Below are 13,190 nucleotides of genomic sequence, written 5' to 3' on the forward strand. Positions count from 1 at the left end.
GATCCCCTGCCGTCAGCTGAAAACAGCCGGCCAGGCCGTCAGGAAATCGGCAACGGCAGAATGTTCCCGCTCGCCTCGCGCAGCGCCGCTCGCATTTCCTCGCGCGGCGCCGGGTGTCCGGTGAACTGCTCCGCTTGTCCGAATGCCTGGTGCAGCAACATGTCGAGCCCGGTCGCGAGCCGTCCGCCGCGGCGTTCGACCGCTTCGGCCAGCGGGGTCGGCCACGGGTGGTAGATCACGTCGAGCACGCTGCCGATCCGGGACAGCTCCTCGAGGTGCGGCACGACCGCGTCCGGTGGCACCGTGTTGACCAGCACCGCGGAGCCGTCCGCCAGCTCCGCGAAGTCCGTTTCGGACCAGCGCAGCACGTCCACGGCCAGGCCCGCGCGCTGGGCCGCCGCCACGGTTTCCGCGGCCCGCGCCGGTTCCCGCACCACCAAACGCACCGTCGTGACACCCAACGCGGCCAATCCGACGACTGCGGCCGCCGCGGTCCCGCCCGCGCCGAGCACCACGGCCTGGTCGCTGGCGGAAGGCGAGTAACCACCGGCGTACCGCAGGGCGCCGGTCACTCCGTCGACGTCGGTGCAGTCGGCGAGCCAGCCGTCCGGACGACGCACGAGCGTGTTCGCCGCACCGACCGCGGTCGCGCGCGGGGTGGCCTCGGCAGCGTGGTCGAGCGCGGCTCGTTTGCCGGGCATGGTGACCGAAAGCCCGACCCACTCCGGACCGAGACCGTCGACGAACCCGGGCAGCTCGTCGGCGTCCGTCTCGATCCGGTCGTAGGTCCAGCCGTGCAGGCCCAGCGCCGCGAACGCCGCGCGGTGCAGCACCGGCGACAGCGAATGCGCCACCGGCTTGCCCAGCACCGCCGCGCGGCGCGGCCGGTCAGATGACGCCACGTTGCTCCGCCAGGTGCCGATTCTCGTTGTGCTGGTCGTTCGTGACCGCGAAGCAGGAATGCCCGTCCTTCTCGCATTTCACGAAGTACGCCCAGTCGCCGGGAGTCGGGCTGACCGCGGCCTTGATCGCGTCCATGCTGGGCACCGCGATCGGCGTCGGCGGGAGACCGTAGTTGGCGTAGGTGTTGTACGGTCCCGCTTTCGCCCGGTCCTCGGGTTTGGTGAGCAGCGTCGGGCGGTCCAGCACGTAGTTGACCGTCGAGTCCAGCTGCAGCCGGATGCGCTGCGCGAGCCGGTTGTAGATCACTCGCGAGATCTTGCCGAAGTCCGGCTTGATCGCCTCGCGCTCGATCAGCGACGCGATGATCAGCGTCTGGTACGGCGACATTCCCGGCCCGGTGTTCTGCGCGGTGAGCCCGGCGGCCTGGATCGTGTCGGCCGACTGCTTCACCAGATCGGTGATCAGCTCGGTCGCGGTCCAGCCGGGTTTCACGTCGTACACGCCAGGCGCGATCAGGCCTTCGAGCCGTTTGTCCTTGCTCAGCGCCTTGCCCGCGTCGGCCAGCGCCCACTCCGGCGCGCCGAACGCCTTGAGGTCGGCGTCCGCGACGGTCTTGCGCAGTTCCTCCACCGGAATGCAGGTGCTCTTGCCGTTCAAGGTCGCGCACGACGCCTTCGACATCAGACTGAACACGCCCGGCGTGACCTTGCCGCCCGGCTGCGTGATGTCGTCGAACTGCGTGTACGGCCGGATTTCCAGCCGCCCGACCCGCGCCGCGGGCGAGGTGATCAGGTCGACCGCGCCCTCGCCGGACATGTGCTGGCGCAGCAGGTAGTAGCCCTGCTGGATCTTGCTCAGCGCGGTGTTTTCCGCGCCCGCCTTCACGAACGCCCGGGAACTCGCGACCACGCCCGCGTCGGTGAGCTTCGCGCCGATCGCGGACGTCGTGTCGCCCTGTTCGATCTGCACGAGCGCGTCGCCTTCGCCGGGGCCGTCGAAGTCCGCGTAGCCGAAGATCTTCTGGTACCCGAAATAGGCGCCGCCGCTGAGCAGGACGAGCACGAGCACGGCGGCGATCCAGCCGATCGCGCGCTTGCGCTTCTTGCGCGGCTTCTTCGCGGGCGGCTCCTCGGCCGGCGGCTCGGCCCCGTCTTCGGCGGGGTAGCCGTCCTCGTCGTAGGCGTCGTAATCCTCGTCGTAATCCTCGTACTCGCCGTATTCGTCGTATTCGTCCTCGAAGAGGCCGTCGATCGGCTGTTCGTCCGGGTGCTCCGGTTCGTGCGCGGCGGGCACGGCCGGGATCACGTCGGTGGGCTGCTCGACCGGCCGGCGACGCGGCTGGTTGCGCGGATCGCGCGGCATCGACGCGTCCGCGAACCGCGGGTCGCGCGGCATGGAAGCTTCGGCGAACCGCGGATCCGGCGGCATCGACGCGTCCGCGAACCGGGGATCGCGCGGCATCGAGGCCTCGGCGAACCGCGGATCCGGCGGCATGGAGCCGTCCGGCGGCGGAGCGGGCGCGCGCCGAACCGGAGGCGGCGGCATTTCCGGCGCCCGGCGGCGGCCCGGCGCGGCAGCTTCCGCCGGCAGCTCGACGTCCTCCCGGCGACGACGGCCGGACGGCGGCTCGACGTCGACGGGAGGCGGAATGTCCTCGCGCCGGCGGCGACGGCCGGCGGGCGGCTCGCTCGGCGGCGGTGCGTCTTCGAGACGGCGACGGCCGGCCGGAGGTTCGGCGTCCACCGGCGGAACGTCTTCGCGACGACGGCGCCGACCGGCTGGCGGCTCGACATCCGGGACTCCGTCCCCGGCCACCGGTGCCTCGCCTGGCGTGATGCGGCGAGGCCGAGCGCGCGGAAGGTCGTCGGCCGCGTGCGGCGGCAGGTCCCAGTTCTCCGTCGACCGCTTCGGCCGCTCTTGCGGCGCGACCGGACGACGGCGCCGGACTGGCGGTGCATCGGCGGCCGGGCGACGAGGCGGTTCGGCCGGAGGCACCGCGTCCGGTGCGACGCGCCGGGGCGCTTCGTCAGCCGGACGGGGCGCTCCCTCGGGCGCGCGCCGGCGTCCTTCCGCGGCGGGAGGACGCGGCGGACGTCGTCGTTCGCCGGGCGGCATGCCCTCGGCCGCACGGCGAGGAGGTGCTTCGTCTTCAGGCTCGCGTCGCCTGCGCCGTCCCGCCGGAGCTTCGGAACCCGGTGCGGGCTCCGGCATCTCCGGGTTGCCGGGATCGCGCAGCCGACGGCGGCCGCCCGGGTTGCCGGGGCCGCGGGGGTCGGTCATGAGTCGCCTTTCCGGGCGCGGTGCGCGGCGGCGGCGTCGAGCCAGGCTTGCAGGATCTCGACTGCCGCTGCCTGGTCGACCACGGCGCGCTGCTTGCGTCCCTTGACCCCCCGCTGGGACAGCATTCGCGACGCGGTGACCGTCGTCAACCGCTCGTCCGCCAGCCGCACGGGCACGTCCCCCACGCGCCCGGCGAGCTTCTCCGCATACGCGAGCGCGAGGTCCGCGGCCGCGCCCTGCCGGTTCGCCAGCGTCCTCGGCAAGCCCACGATCACCTCGACCACCTCGTGTTCGGTGACGAGGTCGGCAAGCCGGTCCAGATCGCTGTCGTCCTTCGCATCACGGGAGAGGGTAACGAGCGGGCTCGCGAGGACGGGGGCGGGATCGCTCAGCGCGACGCCCACCCGGACAGACCCGACATCGACCGCGAGCCGCCTGCCCCGTCCCGGATCGGACTCGCCGGGCCGATCCGGGCCTCTCCGGGGATTAGCGGCCAACGTTCGCGACCGCCGCGCGCAGCGCCGTCACGGCCTGCTCCGCGCCCGCCGGGTTGCTGCCGCCGCCCTGGGCCATGTCCGGCTTGCCGCCGCCGCGTCCGCCGATCGCCTCGGCGAACGACGGGACGAGCTTGCCCGCCGCGATGCCCTTGTCGCGCGCCGCGGAAGTCGTGGCGACCACGAAGGCCACCTTCTCCCCCGAGGGCGCGAACAGCGCCACGACGCCGGCGCGGTCGCCGAGGCGGCCGCGGATGTCGGAGGCGAGCGCGCGCAGGCCGTTGCCGTCGACGTCCGGCACGACCTCGGCGACCACCGAGACGCCGTTGACGTCCTGCGCCTTGTCCGCCAGCGCGCCGGCCGAGCCGAGCACCTGCTTCGTGCGCAGCTGCTCGATCTCCTTCTCGGCGTTCTTCAGCCGGGTCAGCACGTCCTCGATCCGGCCGGGCAGTTCGTCGGACGGCACCTTGAACGTGTTCGCCAGCTGCGACACGAGCAGCTGCTCCTTGCGGACGTGCTTGAGCGCGTCCGGCCCGACCAGCGCCTCGACGCGGTGCACGCCGGAGCCGACCGACGCGTCCGACACCAGCTTGACCAGGCCCAGCTGGCCGATCCGGCCGACGTGCGTGCCGCCGCACAGCTCGCGCGAGTACTCGCCCATGTCGACGACGCGGACGTCGTTGCCGTACTTCTCGCCGAACAGCGCGACCGCGCCGAGCTCGAGCGCCTTGTCCTTGGTCGTGGTGTAGCTCTGCACCTCGACGTCGGTCTGCAGGTAGTCGTTCACTTCCTGCTCGACCTCGGTGAGGATGTCGGTCGACACCGCGCCCGGCGTGGTGAAGTCGAACCGCATCCGGCCCGGCGCGTTGAGCGAACCGGCCTGCGCCGCGCGCTTGCCGTACGCGCCGCGAACCGCCGCGTGCACCAGGTGCGTCGCCGAGTGCGAGCGCTCGATCGAGAGCCGGCGGTTCGCGTCCACCGATCCGGTGAGCCGGGTGTCGATGCCGACCTCGCCCTGGGTCACCTCGACGCGGTGCACGAACAGGCCCGGCACGATCTTCTGCACGTCGAGCACCTTCAGCTCGACGCCGTCGCCGACCAGCACGCCGGTGTCGGCGATCTGCCCGCCGCTCTCGGCGTAGAACGGGGTGCGGTCGAGCACCAGCTCGGCCTTGCGGCCCGCGCCGACGCTGCGCACCGGCAGGCCGTCCTCAAGCAGGCCGACGACCTTCGCGTCCGCCTGCAGCTCGGTGTAGCCGAGGAATTCGGTCTCGCCGTGCTGCTCCAGCACCTTGCGGTACTCGGACAGGTCGCCGTGGCCGCTCTTGCGCGCCGCCGCGTCCGCCTTGGCACGCTTGCGCTGCTCCTCCATGAGCGTGCGGAAGCCCGCCTCGTCCACGGTCAGGCCCTGTTCGGCCGCCATCTCCAGCGTCAGGTCGATCGGGAAGCCGTAGGTGTCGTGCAGCTGGAACGCCTTGTCGCCGGCGAGCACGTCGCCGCCGCCCTTCTTCGTCTCGGCCGCGGCCAGGTCGAAGATGCGCGAACCGCTGGTGAGGGTGGCGAGGAACGCCTCCTCCTCGATGCGCACGACCTCGGAGATCCGGTCGAAGCCGCTGACCAGCTCCGGGTAGGTCGGGCCCATGGTCTGGCTGACGACCTTCGCGAACTCCTGCAGCACCGGCTCCTGCACGCCCAGCAGGCGCGTGGAGCGGACGATGCGGCGCAGCAGCCGTCGCAGCACGTAGCCGCGGCCGTCGTTGCCCGGGGTGACGCCGTCGCCGATCAGCAGCACGCCGGTGCGCGCGTGGTCGGCGATGACGCGGAAGCGCACGTCGTCGGCGTGGTTGGCGCCGTAGCGGCGGCCAGAGAACTCCTCGGCGCGGCCGATCACCGGGCGCACCAGGTCGGTCTCGTACACGTTCTCGACGCCCTGCAGGATCGTCGCGACGCGCTCGACGCCCATGCCGGTGTCGATGTTCTTCTTCGGCAGCTCGCCGATCGGCGGGTGGCCCGCCTTGGGGCTCAGGTCGCCGCGGACGTCCTGCATGAAGACGAGGTTCCAGATCTCGATGTAGCGGTCCTCGTCGGCGACCGGGCCGCCCTCGCGGCCGTACGCGGGGCCGCGGTCGTAGTAGATCTCCGAGCACGGGCCGCCGGGACCGGGCACGCCCATGTCCCAGTAGTTGTCCTTGCCGTCGCGGACCTGGATCCGGTCGCTGGGCAGGCCGGTGAGCTTGCGCCACAGCCCGGCCGCCTCGCTGTCCTTCTCGTAGACGGTCGCCCAGATCCGGTCCGGGTCGAGGCCGAAGCCGCCGTCGTCCTGGGACTTGGTGATCAGCTCCCAGGCGTTCTCGATCGCGCCTTCCTTGAAGTAGTCGCCGAACGAGAAGTTGCCCGCCATCTGGAAGAACGTGTTGTGCCGGGTGGTCTTGCCGACCTCGTCGATGTCCGGCGTCCGCACGCACTTCTGCACCGAGGTCGCGCGCGGGTACGGCGGCGGGGCCTCGCCGAGGAAGTACGGCTTGAACTGGACCATGCCCGCGTTGACGAACAGCAGGTTCGGGTCGTCGAGGATCAGCGGGGCACTCGGCACGCGCGTGTGGCCGCGGCTTTCGAAGTGGCGCAGGAAACGGTCAGTGATTTCGTGTGTGTCCACGGGTGAAGTCCTTGTGCTGAAGACCCGGCTTCGGCCGGGAAAAGGAAACAGGGGGTCGGAGGCGGCGGAAGGCGCGCGGAGATCAGCCCTCCGCCCGGCGAGCTCGCCGGGCGGGGCGACGTGCCGCGTGCCTGCCCGCGCCCGCAGGCGGCGCGACGGCGGCGGTCCGCTCCTCGACCATGTCGTGCAGCTCCTGTTCCCGTTCGTTCATCCCGGCGCGCACCTCGGCGCCAAACGAACCGACGGCGCCCGCGAGTTCCCGCACGGCGTCGCCCAAGTTCGATGCTAGCCCGGCCGGCGTGGCCTGGCGAGCGGTTTCGCTCGCCTTGCGGCTCAGCGCGACCCCGGCGACGACCCCGACCCCGAGCCAGAACAGCCGCTTCACTTCTTCCCCCGGCGGGCCGGGCGCTGCGCCTTGGAGGCCTTCGCTTCCTGCTTCTTGCGGCGCGCGCGGATGGCCTTGCTGAGCCCGTAGGACAGCGCGGCGGTCTTCACCAGCGGGCCGCCGAGCGTCGCGGTGAACACCGACGAGAGCGCGGACACGTTGCCGCTCACCGCCTGTGCGTTCGCGGTGATCCCGTCGACCCGCTCGAGCTGCGAGTTGACGTGCGTGATCGTCTCGTTGGCCCCGATCAGGATCGGGTCGCTGTTCTCGTGCGCCTTGCGGATCGCGATCGTCGCCTCGTCCAGCGTGCGGCCGAGCTTGAGCAGCGGGATCGCCAGCAGCAAGACCAGCAGTACGAAAGCTCCTGCGGCGATCAGCGCGGCGATCTGCCCTGCCGACACGGGCCCTCCTCGGGTGGTGCGGGGTCTTAGGTGGTGTGAGGTTACCGCCTGCGGCGCTTCTCGGCGGGGACCCCCCGCCGCAGCGGTCACCCAGCGCAGTCGCCGTTCGCGGAAAACCGTTCGCGAAGACGCGCCGGGGCTGGTCTCCTACAGCCCATGGACTCCTCGAACGGACGCGGCCCGCTTCCCCGCGTGCTGGCCGGGCCGGGCGGCGCCGCCGCCGACGTGCTCGCCGGCCTTCCCGGCGCGGACCTGACGACGCTGCAACTGGAAGTCGCCCGCCGCCGGGCCGCGAAACTGCGCGGACCGGACGTCCTGCGCCGCTACCGCGAAGACCGGTTCACCACCCCCGCGCCCCTGCCGTTCGAGGTCTTGCGGCGCGTCGAAGACGCTCTGCTTTCCGCCGCGCCGCCGGAATTCGAACGGGTGACCCTCTCCCCGGTGACCCCGCTCGGCACGCATTCCGCCGTGGCCGGACTAGCCCAGCACCGAGTCGTCCCGACCGGCCGCGGCACGGAAGTCGCCGCGGACCCGACCAACGGACTCGCACTGGAAGCCGCGGTCCGCCGCACCGGTTCCTCGCCGGTGCGGCTCGCCACCGTGCAACGCGTCGTCCGAGCCCAGCCTCCGGCCCCCGGGCTCTTCGCGCACTTCTCCCTCTTCGCCGCAGTCACCGCCGGTCGCGACCGAGGCAACCTGGCCTTCGAACGTGAACACCTGATCGAGCACGCGCGCCTGCTCACCACCGCCGTCCGCGCCGCCGGCGCAAGCTCCGCGGGCTTCGAAGTGACCACATTGGACAGTCGGTTCGCCGATTTCGCCGCCTCGGTGCGAGCCGCGTTACCCGACGTAGCCGTCTCGGACGCCCCAGACCGCGCCGTCGGCCGCGATTACTACTCAGGCCTCTGCTTCACCGTCACCGCCGACTTCGGCACCGGACTGGCCCCCGTCGGCGACGGCGGCTTCACCCCGTGGACCGCACGGCTGCTGGGAAACGCGAAGGAACGCCTGCTCATCTCCGGCATCGGCGTCGACCGGGTCGCGTCGCTGCTCAACGCTTGACGATCCCCTCGTACACCGCCGCCATGTCGTCCTCGCCGTGCCCCGCCTCGACCGCGGCTTCCAGATGGGCCAACGCGGCCGCCGCCCCGCCGACGTCGATCGCCTCCCCCGCCGCCTCGACGACAAGCCGCGCGTCCTTGGCCGCGAGCGACGCCGGGAAGCTGGCCGGGTACTCGCCGGACAGCATCATGGGACCCTTCGCTCGCGCGTAAGGCACGTCGAACCCAGTGCCGCTCATGACGTCGAAGAACAACTGCGGATCGACCCCGAGAACCTTCGCGAGGGCCAGACTCTCCCCGGTACCGTTGGTGAGCGCGAGAATCCAAGCGTTCATCACCAGCTTGAGCCGCGTCGCCGTGCCGGGTTCAGTGCCGAGCCAGCGAGTCGTGGACCCGATCGCGTCGAACACCGGAGCCGCACTGTCGCGCACGTTGTCCGGCCCAGCCGCGAGCACCTGAAGCTGCCCTTGTTCGGCAGGCCCCTTCGTCCCCATCACCGGACAATCGACAAACGGCACCCCGGCCGCGACGGCCGCCTCCGCGAGCCGATCCACCCACTCGACGCCGACGGTGCTGGTCTGCAGCCAAATCGTCCCCGCTTCAAGCGAAAGCCCGCGAAAAACCTCATCGACCGCAGGCCCGTCCGCGAGCATGGTAACGAGAAAATCGGCCCCCTCCACCGCTTCGCCGGGCGACCCCACCACGGTGACGCCCTCGGAAACAAGCGACTCAGCCTTGGCCCGAGTACGGTTCCAAGCCCGCACGCTCACCCCAGCGCGAGCAAGATTGGCAGCCATCGGACGGCCCATGATTCCGGTGCCAAGAAATGCGACAGTGGTCATCCGGCCATCGTGCCGCCCACCACGGGAATCGGCAGCCTCAGCGCCCGCACCGCACCTGCCCCACTCCCGGAACCGGCGCCATCCCGTGAGGACCACCTTCACGGCCCCCAGAGTCCCCTCAGGTCCCCCCTCACAGCCCTAAAACCGCACCGCTGCACCCACCCCTCCCCCGACTAACCGCAACCGCTGCACCCAAAAAGCGAGGCACCCAGCCCCTCCCCCGCACCCCGATACGAAGCCTCCCTGCGGTTCGGGGGTGCTTGTCAAGGCATCTTTCCCGCCTTGACAAGCACCCCCGAACCGTCAGCACAATCAAGCTTCGGGGTGCCCCACGCAACCACCCGGGCGCAATGTCGCCCGCCAGGGCGACGAGCCGCCCCAAGGACCTCACCCACTCAACACCGCCCCGCCACCCCGCCCAGCAACCAACTCCTCAAACCCAGGAAACTCCCCCGGCTCCACCGCCCGCACCACCCCGCCCCGGCACCCCCCGCCAGACCGCCGAACCCGAACAGTCACATACCCCGCCCGCAGCCCGCCGTCGTGCCAATGCGAAACCCCGGCCGGAACCGTCAGCACATCCCCCGGCTCGCACAACACCGCATGCACCTCCCGCCCGGCATGCAGATACCAAACCGCGGCCCCCTGAACGAAGAACCGCTCCTCGACCCCACCCCACCGACGCTCCACCAGCGAAGGCTCCCCAGCAGCAACCTCCACCGAACAATCCCCGCCGACCCGAGCGTCAAGCACTTCCCGATACCGAGCCAGCCAGTCCCCGCCGGAGCCGTCGGCCAGGGGCCACCGAGCGAACCCAGCCCCCACCCGCCGCAGCTCCGCGACAATCGCCCCGAAGTCCTCAGTCCGCAGCACCACATGCCCAGGCTGATCGTCAGGCCAGACGGTCAGCAACGTCATCGCCGCCCCCTCTCCTCGAGAAGGAGCAACCCGCGGCCGACCCGGATGTTCCCGGCTAAAGCCGGACCGGCGGCAAAGTGGCGACCTTCACGCCGCCCGGCCCGCTCACCCCTGCCGCTCCCCGCGAATCGTCCGCCGCAGCCGGGGCACCCGCTCCGCCAGCGTCCGCTCCCCGCCGCGCTGGGTGGGCTCGTAATAGTCCCGCCCCACCAGTTCGTCCGGCGGATACTGCTGGGCCAGCACCCCCTCCGGCACGTTGTGCGGGTACCGGTATCCCTGGGCGTTGCCCAGCTGCTTGGCCCCCGCGTAGTGCCCGTCGCGCAGATGCGGCGGCACAGTCCCGATCTTCCCCGACCGGACGTCGCTCAACGCCGTGTCGATCGCCGTCACGACCGCGTTCGACTTGGGCGCGGTAGCCAGGTGGATCGTCGCCTGCGCCAGCGCGAGCCGCCCCTCCGGCATCCCGATGAACTGCACCGCGTGCGCCGCCGCCACCGCGGCCTGCAACGCGGTCGGATCCGCCAGTCCGACGTCCTCGCTCGCGTGCACCACCAGCCGCCGCGCGAGGAACCGGGGGTCCTCCCCCGCCTCGATCATCCGTGCCAGGTAGTGCAACGCCGCGTCGACGTCCGAGCCGCGGATCGATTTGATGAACGCGCTGATCACGTCGTAGTGCTGGTCGCCGTCGCGGTCGTAGCGCACCGCCGCTTTGTCCACAGTGGACTCGACTACGGCCAGGTCGATCGTCTTGTTCTCCGTGGCGGACGCGGCGTCCGCGGCCGCTTCCAACGCCGTGAGCGCACGACGCGCGTCGCCGCCGGCGAGCCGCACGAGGTGCGCCCGCGCATCGTCGGTCAAGGTGAGCGCACCGCCGAGCCCGCGCTCGTCGGTCAGCGCGCGCTCCAGCACCGCGACGATGTCGTCGTCGGTCAGCGGCCGCAGTTGCAGCACCAAGGACCGCGACAACAGCGGCGACACGACCGAGAACGACGGGTTCTCCGTGGTCGCCGCCACCAGCAGCACCGTCCGGTCCTCGACCGCGCCGAGCAGCGCGTCCTGCTGGGTTTTCGAGAACCGGTGCACCTCGTCGATGAACAGCACGGTGTTCTCGGTGTTGTACTGCCGGCGCCGCCGCGCCTCCTCGATGACGCCGCGCACCTCCTTGACGCCCGCCGACAGCGCGGACATCGCGACGAACCGGCGTCCGGTGGCGATCGACACCAGGTTCGCCAGCGTGGTCTTGCCGGTGCCGGGCGGGCCGTAGAGCAGCACGGACGCCGGGGCGGCCCCCTCGACCAGCCGGCGCAGCGGAGCCCCTTCCCGCAGCAGGTGCTGCTGGCCGACCACCTCGTCGAGCGTGCGCGGCCGCATCCGGACCGCGAGCGGCGACGTCGCCGGGTCGGCCTGCGGTTCGGCCTGGTTCGCTCCGGAGGGTTCCGGCGGCGGCCCCACGTCGGGGTTCACCGTGAAAAGTTCGTCCTGTGCCACACCGACGACGGTATCCGACCACCCCGACAATCCACGCTCGCCCGGCCCCGCTGCGCCTCCGGAGGGGCAGACTGGGGCGATGGTCTCCTCGGTCGCGGTGCTGTCCGACATCCACGGCGTGCTGCCCGCGCTCGACGCGGTCCTCGCCGAACCCGACGTGCAAGCCGCCGACCTGGTGGTCCTGTGCGGCGACCACGCCGCCGGACCGCTGCCCCGGCACACGCTCGACCGGCTCGTTTCGCTCGGCGACCACGCGGTGTGGGTGCGCGGCAACGCCGACCGCGAACTCGTCGCGCTCGCCGGCGGCGGCACGACGAAGATCCCGGATCCGATCGCCCCGTGGGCGGCGGCACAGCTGCGGCCGGACCAGGTGGCGCTGCTCGACGGGTTGCCGCTGACGGTGACCCTGGAAGTCGACGGGCTCGGCGAAGTGCTGTTCTGCCACGCCACTCCACGCGACGACGAAGAGGTCGCGCTCGTGGACAGCCCGTTGTCGCGCTGGGCGGAAGTCCTGGACGGCGTCACGGCGGAAACGGTGGTGTGCGGGCATACCCACATGCCGTTCCTGCGATTGGCCGACCGGTGCCGGATCGTGAACCCCGGGAGCGTCGGGATGCCTTACGGCACAACAGGTGCGCACTGGGCGCGGCTCGGCCCCGGGGTCGAACTGCGGCGCACTGCTTACGACGTCGAGGCAGCGTGCCGGAAGTTGACGGAAACCTCGGAGTATCCCGGAATCCAGGACTGGAACGACGATTACCTACGGAATCCGGCGTCGGATGCGGAAGCGTTGCGGGTCTTCAGCCCACGCGCTCGCGGAACGAACGCCACATGATGACCGCGGCGTAGGGCAGGAACTCGCGTCCGCGTCGCCAGAGCCAGGGCACGCCTTTGGCCACCAGCCAGCCGAAATGGGCGGCTGCGCTTGGTTCGACGCCGCCGGAGCAGGTGAGGCTCACCGGTTGCGGCACCTCGAAACCCGCTGCTGCGGCAAGGGCGGTGAAGCCTTGGGCGAGCATGCGGTGGCCCAATTCGGACGGGTGCAGGCGGTCGACGCTCCAGACGGTGAGGTCGTAGGCGCCGGGGAGGGTGTCCAGGTTCAGGCAGGTGATGCCTTCTGCCTCGGCAACTCGGTCGATTGCCTCGTTCAGTTCTGTGACGCGGGCGCTCAGTGCTCGCTTCAGCGACGGTGGGAGGCGGAAGACCTTGCTGTGGTCGTGGAAACGCACGGGGAGGACGGTGGTGCCCAGTGCGGTGAGTTCACGGACGATGACGGTGAGGTCCGCGGCGACGTTGTCCGGGTTGAAGTCCGGGCGGAGGGTGTCGTTCATCCCTACTACGACCAGGGCGATGTCCGGACGGTGGGCGATTGCCAGCGGGAGTTGTTCGGTGCGGACGCAGGCCATGCGGGCACCGGTGAAGGACGGGTTCAGGTAGCCGGTTTTTTCGACGCCCAGGGCTTCCGCGACCAGCGGGCCCACGCCGCGCCATCCGGCTCGGCTGGGGAGGGGGTCGCCCAGGCCGACTGCGGTGGAGTCGCCCAGGACTGCTAGGCGGGCTGCTCGGCGAGGGGGTTTTTCGGGGTGGGTTGCGGGGTGGGTTTCGGGGCGGGCGGGGGTTGGTTCTGGGGTGACTCCGACGCTGATCACGGTCACGGGCTAGACCATCCGGTATGGAGGCTCACCGCTGGTGATGGGGAGGTAACGCGGCATGGACGGAGGTGGGAACTTCCGGTACTTCGTGGTCTGGGGGGTGTGGGGTC

Annotated in this window: 12 protein-coding genes; 2 read left to right on the forward strand and 10 right to left on the reverse strand. The window is 71.3% G+C overall.

Features of this window, described 5'->3' with window-relative positions; genetic code table 11:
- Positions 1-38: 38 nt before the first annotated feature.
- The 6 genes from F9C11_RS36205 to F9C11_RS36230 form a co-directional block, all read right to left on the reverse strand.
- On the reverse strand, positions 39-902 hold the full coding sequence (locus tag F9C11_RS36205) for a shikimate dehydrogenase (protein WP_409181850.1): 864 nt from the start codon (positions 900-902) through the stop codon (positions 39-41).
- Positions 889-2,646, reverse strand: coding sequence for an endolytic transglycosylase MltG (gene mltG / locus F9C11_RS36210; protein WP_409181851.1), 1,758 nt, complete (start codon positions 2,644-2,646; stop codon positions 889-891). The genes F9C11_RS36205 and mltG overlap by 14 nt, the downstream gene beginning before the upstream one ends.
- A gap of 533 nt (positions 2,647-3,179) precedes the next feature.
- Complete coding sequence (gene ruvX / locus F9C11_RS36215; RefSeq protein ID WP_409181852.1) at positions 3,180-3,680, reverse strand: Holliday junction resolvase RuvX; 501 nt, start codon at positions 3,678-3,680, stop codon at positions 3,180-3,182.
- Complete coding sequence (gene alaS / locus F9C11_RS36220) at positions 3,670-6,333, reverse strand: alanine--tRNA ligase (protein ID WP_409181853.1); 2,664 nt, start codon at positions 6,331-6,333, stop codon at positions 3,670-3,672. Before alaS ends, ruvX begins: the two co-directional genes overlap by 11 nt.
- Before the next feature lie 82 nt (positions 6,334-6,415).
- Complete coding sequence (locus tag F9C11_RS36225) at positions 6,416-6,718, reverse strand: hypothetical protein (protein ID WP_409181854.1); 303 nt, start codon at positions 6,716-6,718, stop codon at positions 6,416-6,418.
- Complete coding sequence (locus F9C11_RS36230) at positions 6,715-7,119, reverse strand: DUF948 domain-containing protein (protein WP_409181855.1); 405 nt, start codon at positions 7,117-7,119, stop codon at positions 6,715-6,717. Before F9C11_RS36230 ends, F9C11_RS36225 begins: the two co-directional genes overlap by 4 nt.
- Positions 7,120-7,275: 156 nt before the next feature.
- Between F9C11_RS36230 and F9C11_RS36235 the strand changes: the two genes are divergently transcribed.
- Positions 7,276-8,181 (forward strand): hypothetical protein, encoded by a 906-nt coding sequence (locus F9C11_RS36235; RefSeq protein WP_409181856.1) that lies wholly within the window; start codon positions 7,276-7,278, stop codon positions 8,179-8,181.
- Here the strand turns inward: F9C11_RS36235 and F9C11_RS36240 are convergent.
- The 3 genes from F9C11_RS36240 to F9C11_RS36250 all read right to left on the reverse strand — a co-directional run bounded on the left by F9C11_RS36240 (position 8,171) and on the right by F9C11_RS36250 (position 11,428).
- Entirely contained in the window at positions 8,171-9,124 is a 954-nt protein-coding gene (locus F9C11_RS36240) for an NAD(P)-dependent oxidoreductase (RefSeq protein WP_409181857.1), read from the reverse strand. The genes F9C11_RS36235 and F9C11_RS36240 overlap by 11 nt on opposite strands.
- 285 nt (positions 9,125-9,409) lie before the next feature.
- The gene (locus F9C11_RS36245; protein ID WP_409181858.1) at positions 9,410-9,940 is read right to left on the reverse strand and encodes a cupin; all 531 of its coding nucleotides are present in this window, start codon (positions 9,938-9,940) and stop codon (positions 9,410-9,412) included.
- 105 nt (positions 9,941-10,045) lie between these two features.
- Complete coding sequence (locus F9C11_RS36250; RefSeq protein ID WP_409181859.1) at positions 10,046-11,428, reverse strand: replication-associated recombination protein A; 1,383 nt, start codon at positions 11,426-11,428, stop codon at positions 10,046-10,048.
- A gap of 79 nt (positions 11,429-11,507) precedes the next feature.
- On the opposite strand from F9C11_RS36250, the gene F9C11_RS36255 reads away from it, so the two are divergent.
- Positions 11,508-12,263, forward strand: a complete 756-nt coding sequence (locus F9C11_RS36255; RefSeq protein WP_409181860.1) for a metallophosphoesterase family protein — start codon at positions 11,508-11,510, stop codon at positions 12,261-12,263.
- Here F9C11_RS36255 and F9C11_RS36260 read toward each other — a convergent pair.
- On the reverse strand, positions 12,229-13,083 hold the full coding sequence (locus F9C11_RS36260) for an SGNH/GDSL hydrolase family protein (protein ID WP_409181861.1): 855 nt from the start codon (positions 13,081-13,083) through the stop codon (positions 12,229-12,231). The genes F9C11_RS36255 and F9C11_RS36260 overlap by 35 nt on opposite strands.
- Positions 13,084-13,190: the final 107 nt, after the last annotated feature.

Origin of the sequence: Amycolatopsis sp. VS8301801F10 (assembly GCF_046195355.1) — a bacterium.
Taxonomy (GTDB): domain Bacteria; phylum Actinomycetota; class Actinomycetes; order Mycobacteriales; family Pseudonocardiaceae; genus Amycolatopsis.

What these genes read in the sequence shown, in the direction of transcription:
- F9C11_RS36235 (WP_409181856.1), top strand. Translation starts at nt 7,276, where the DNA reads ATGGACTCCTCGAACGGACGCGGCCCGCTTCCCCGCGTGCTGGCCGGG.
- F9C11_RS36245 (WP_409181858.1), bottom strand. Translation starts at nt 9,940, where the DNA reads ATGACGTTGCTGACCGTCTGGCCTGACGATCAGCCTGGGCATGTGGTG.
- F9C11_RS36255 (WP_409181860.1), top strand. Translation starts at nt 11,508, where the DNA reads ATGGTCTCCTCGGTCGCGGTGCTGTCCGACATCCACGGCGTGCTGCCC.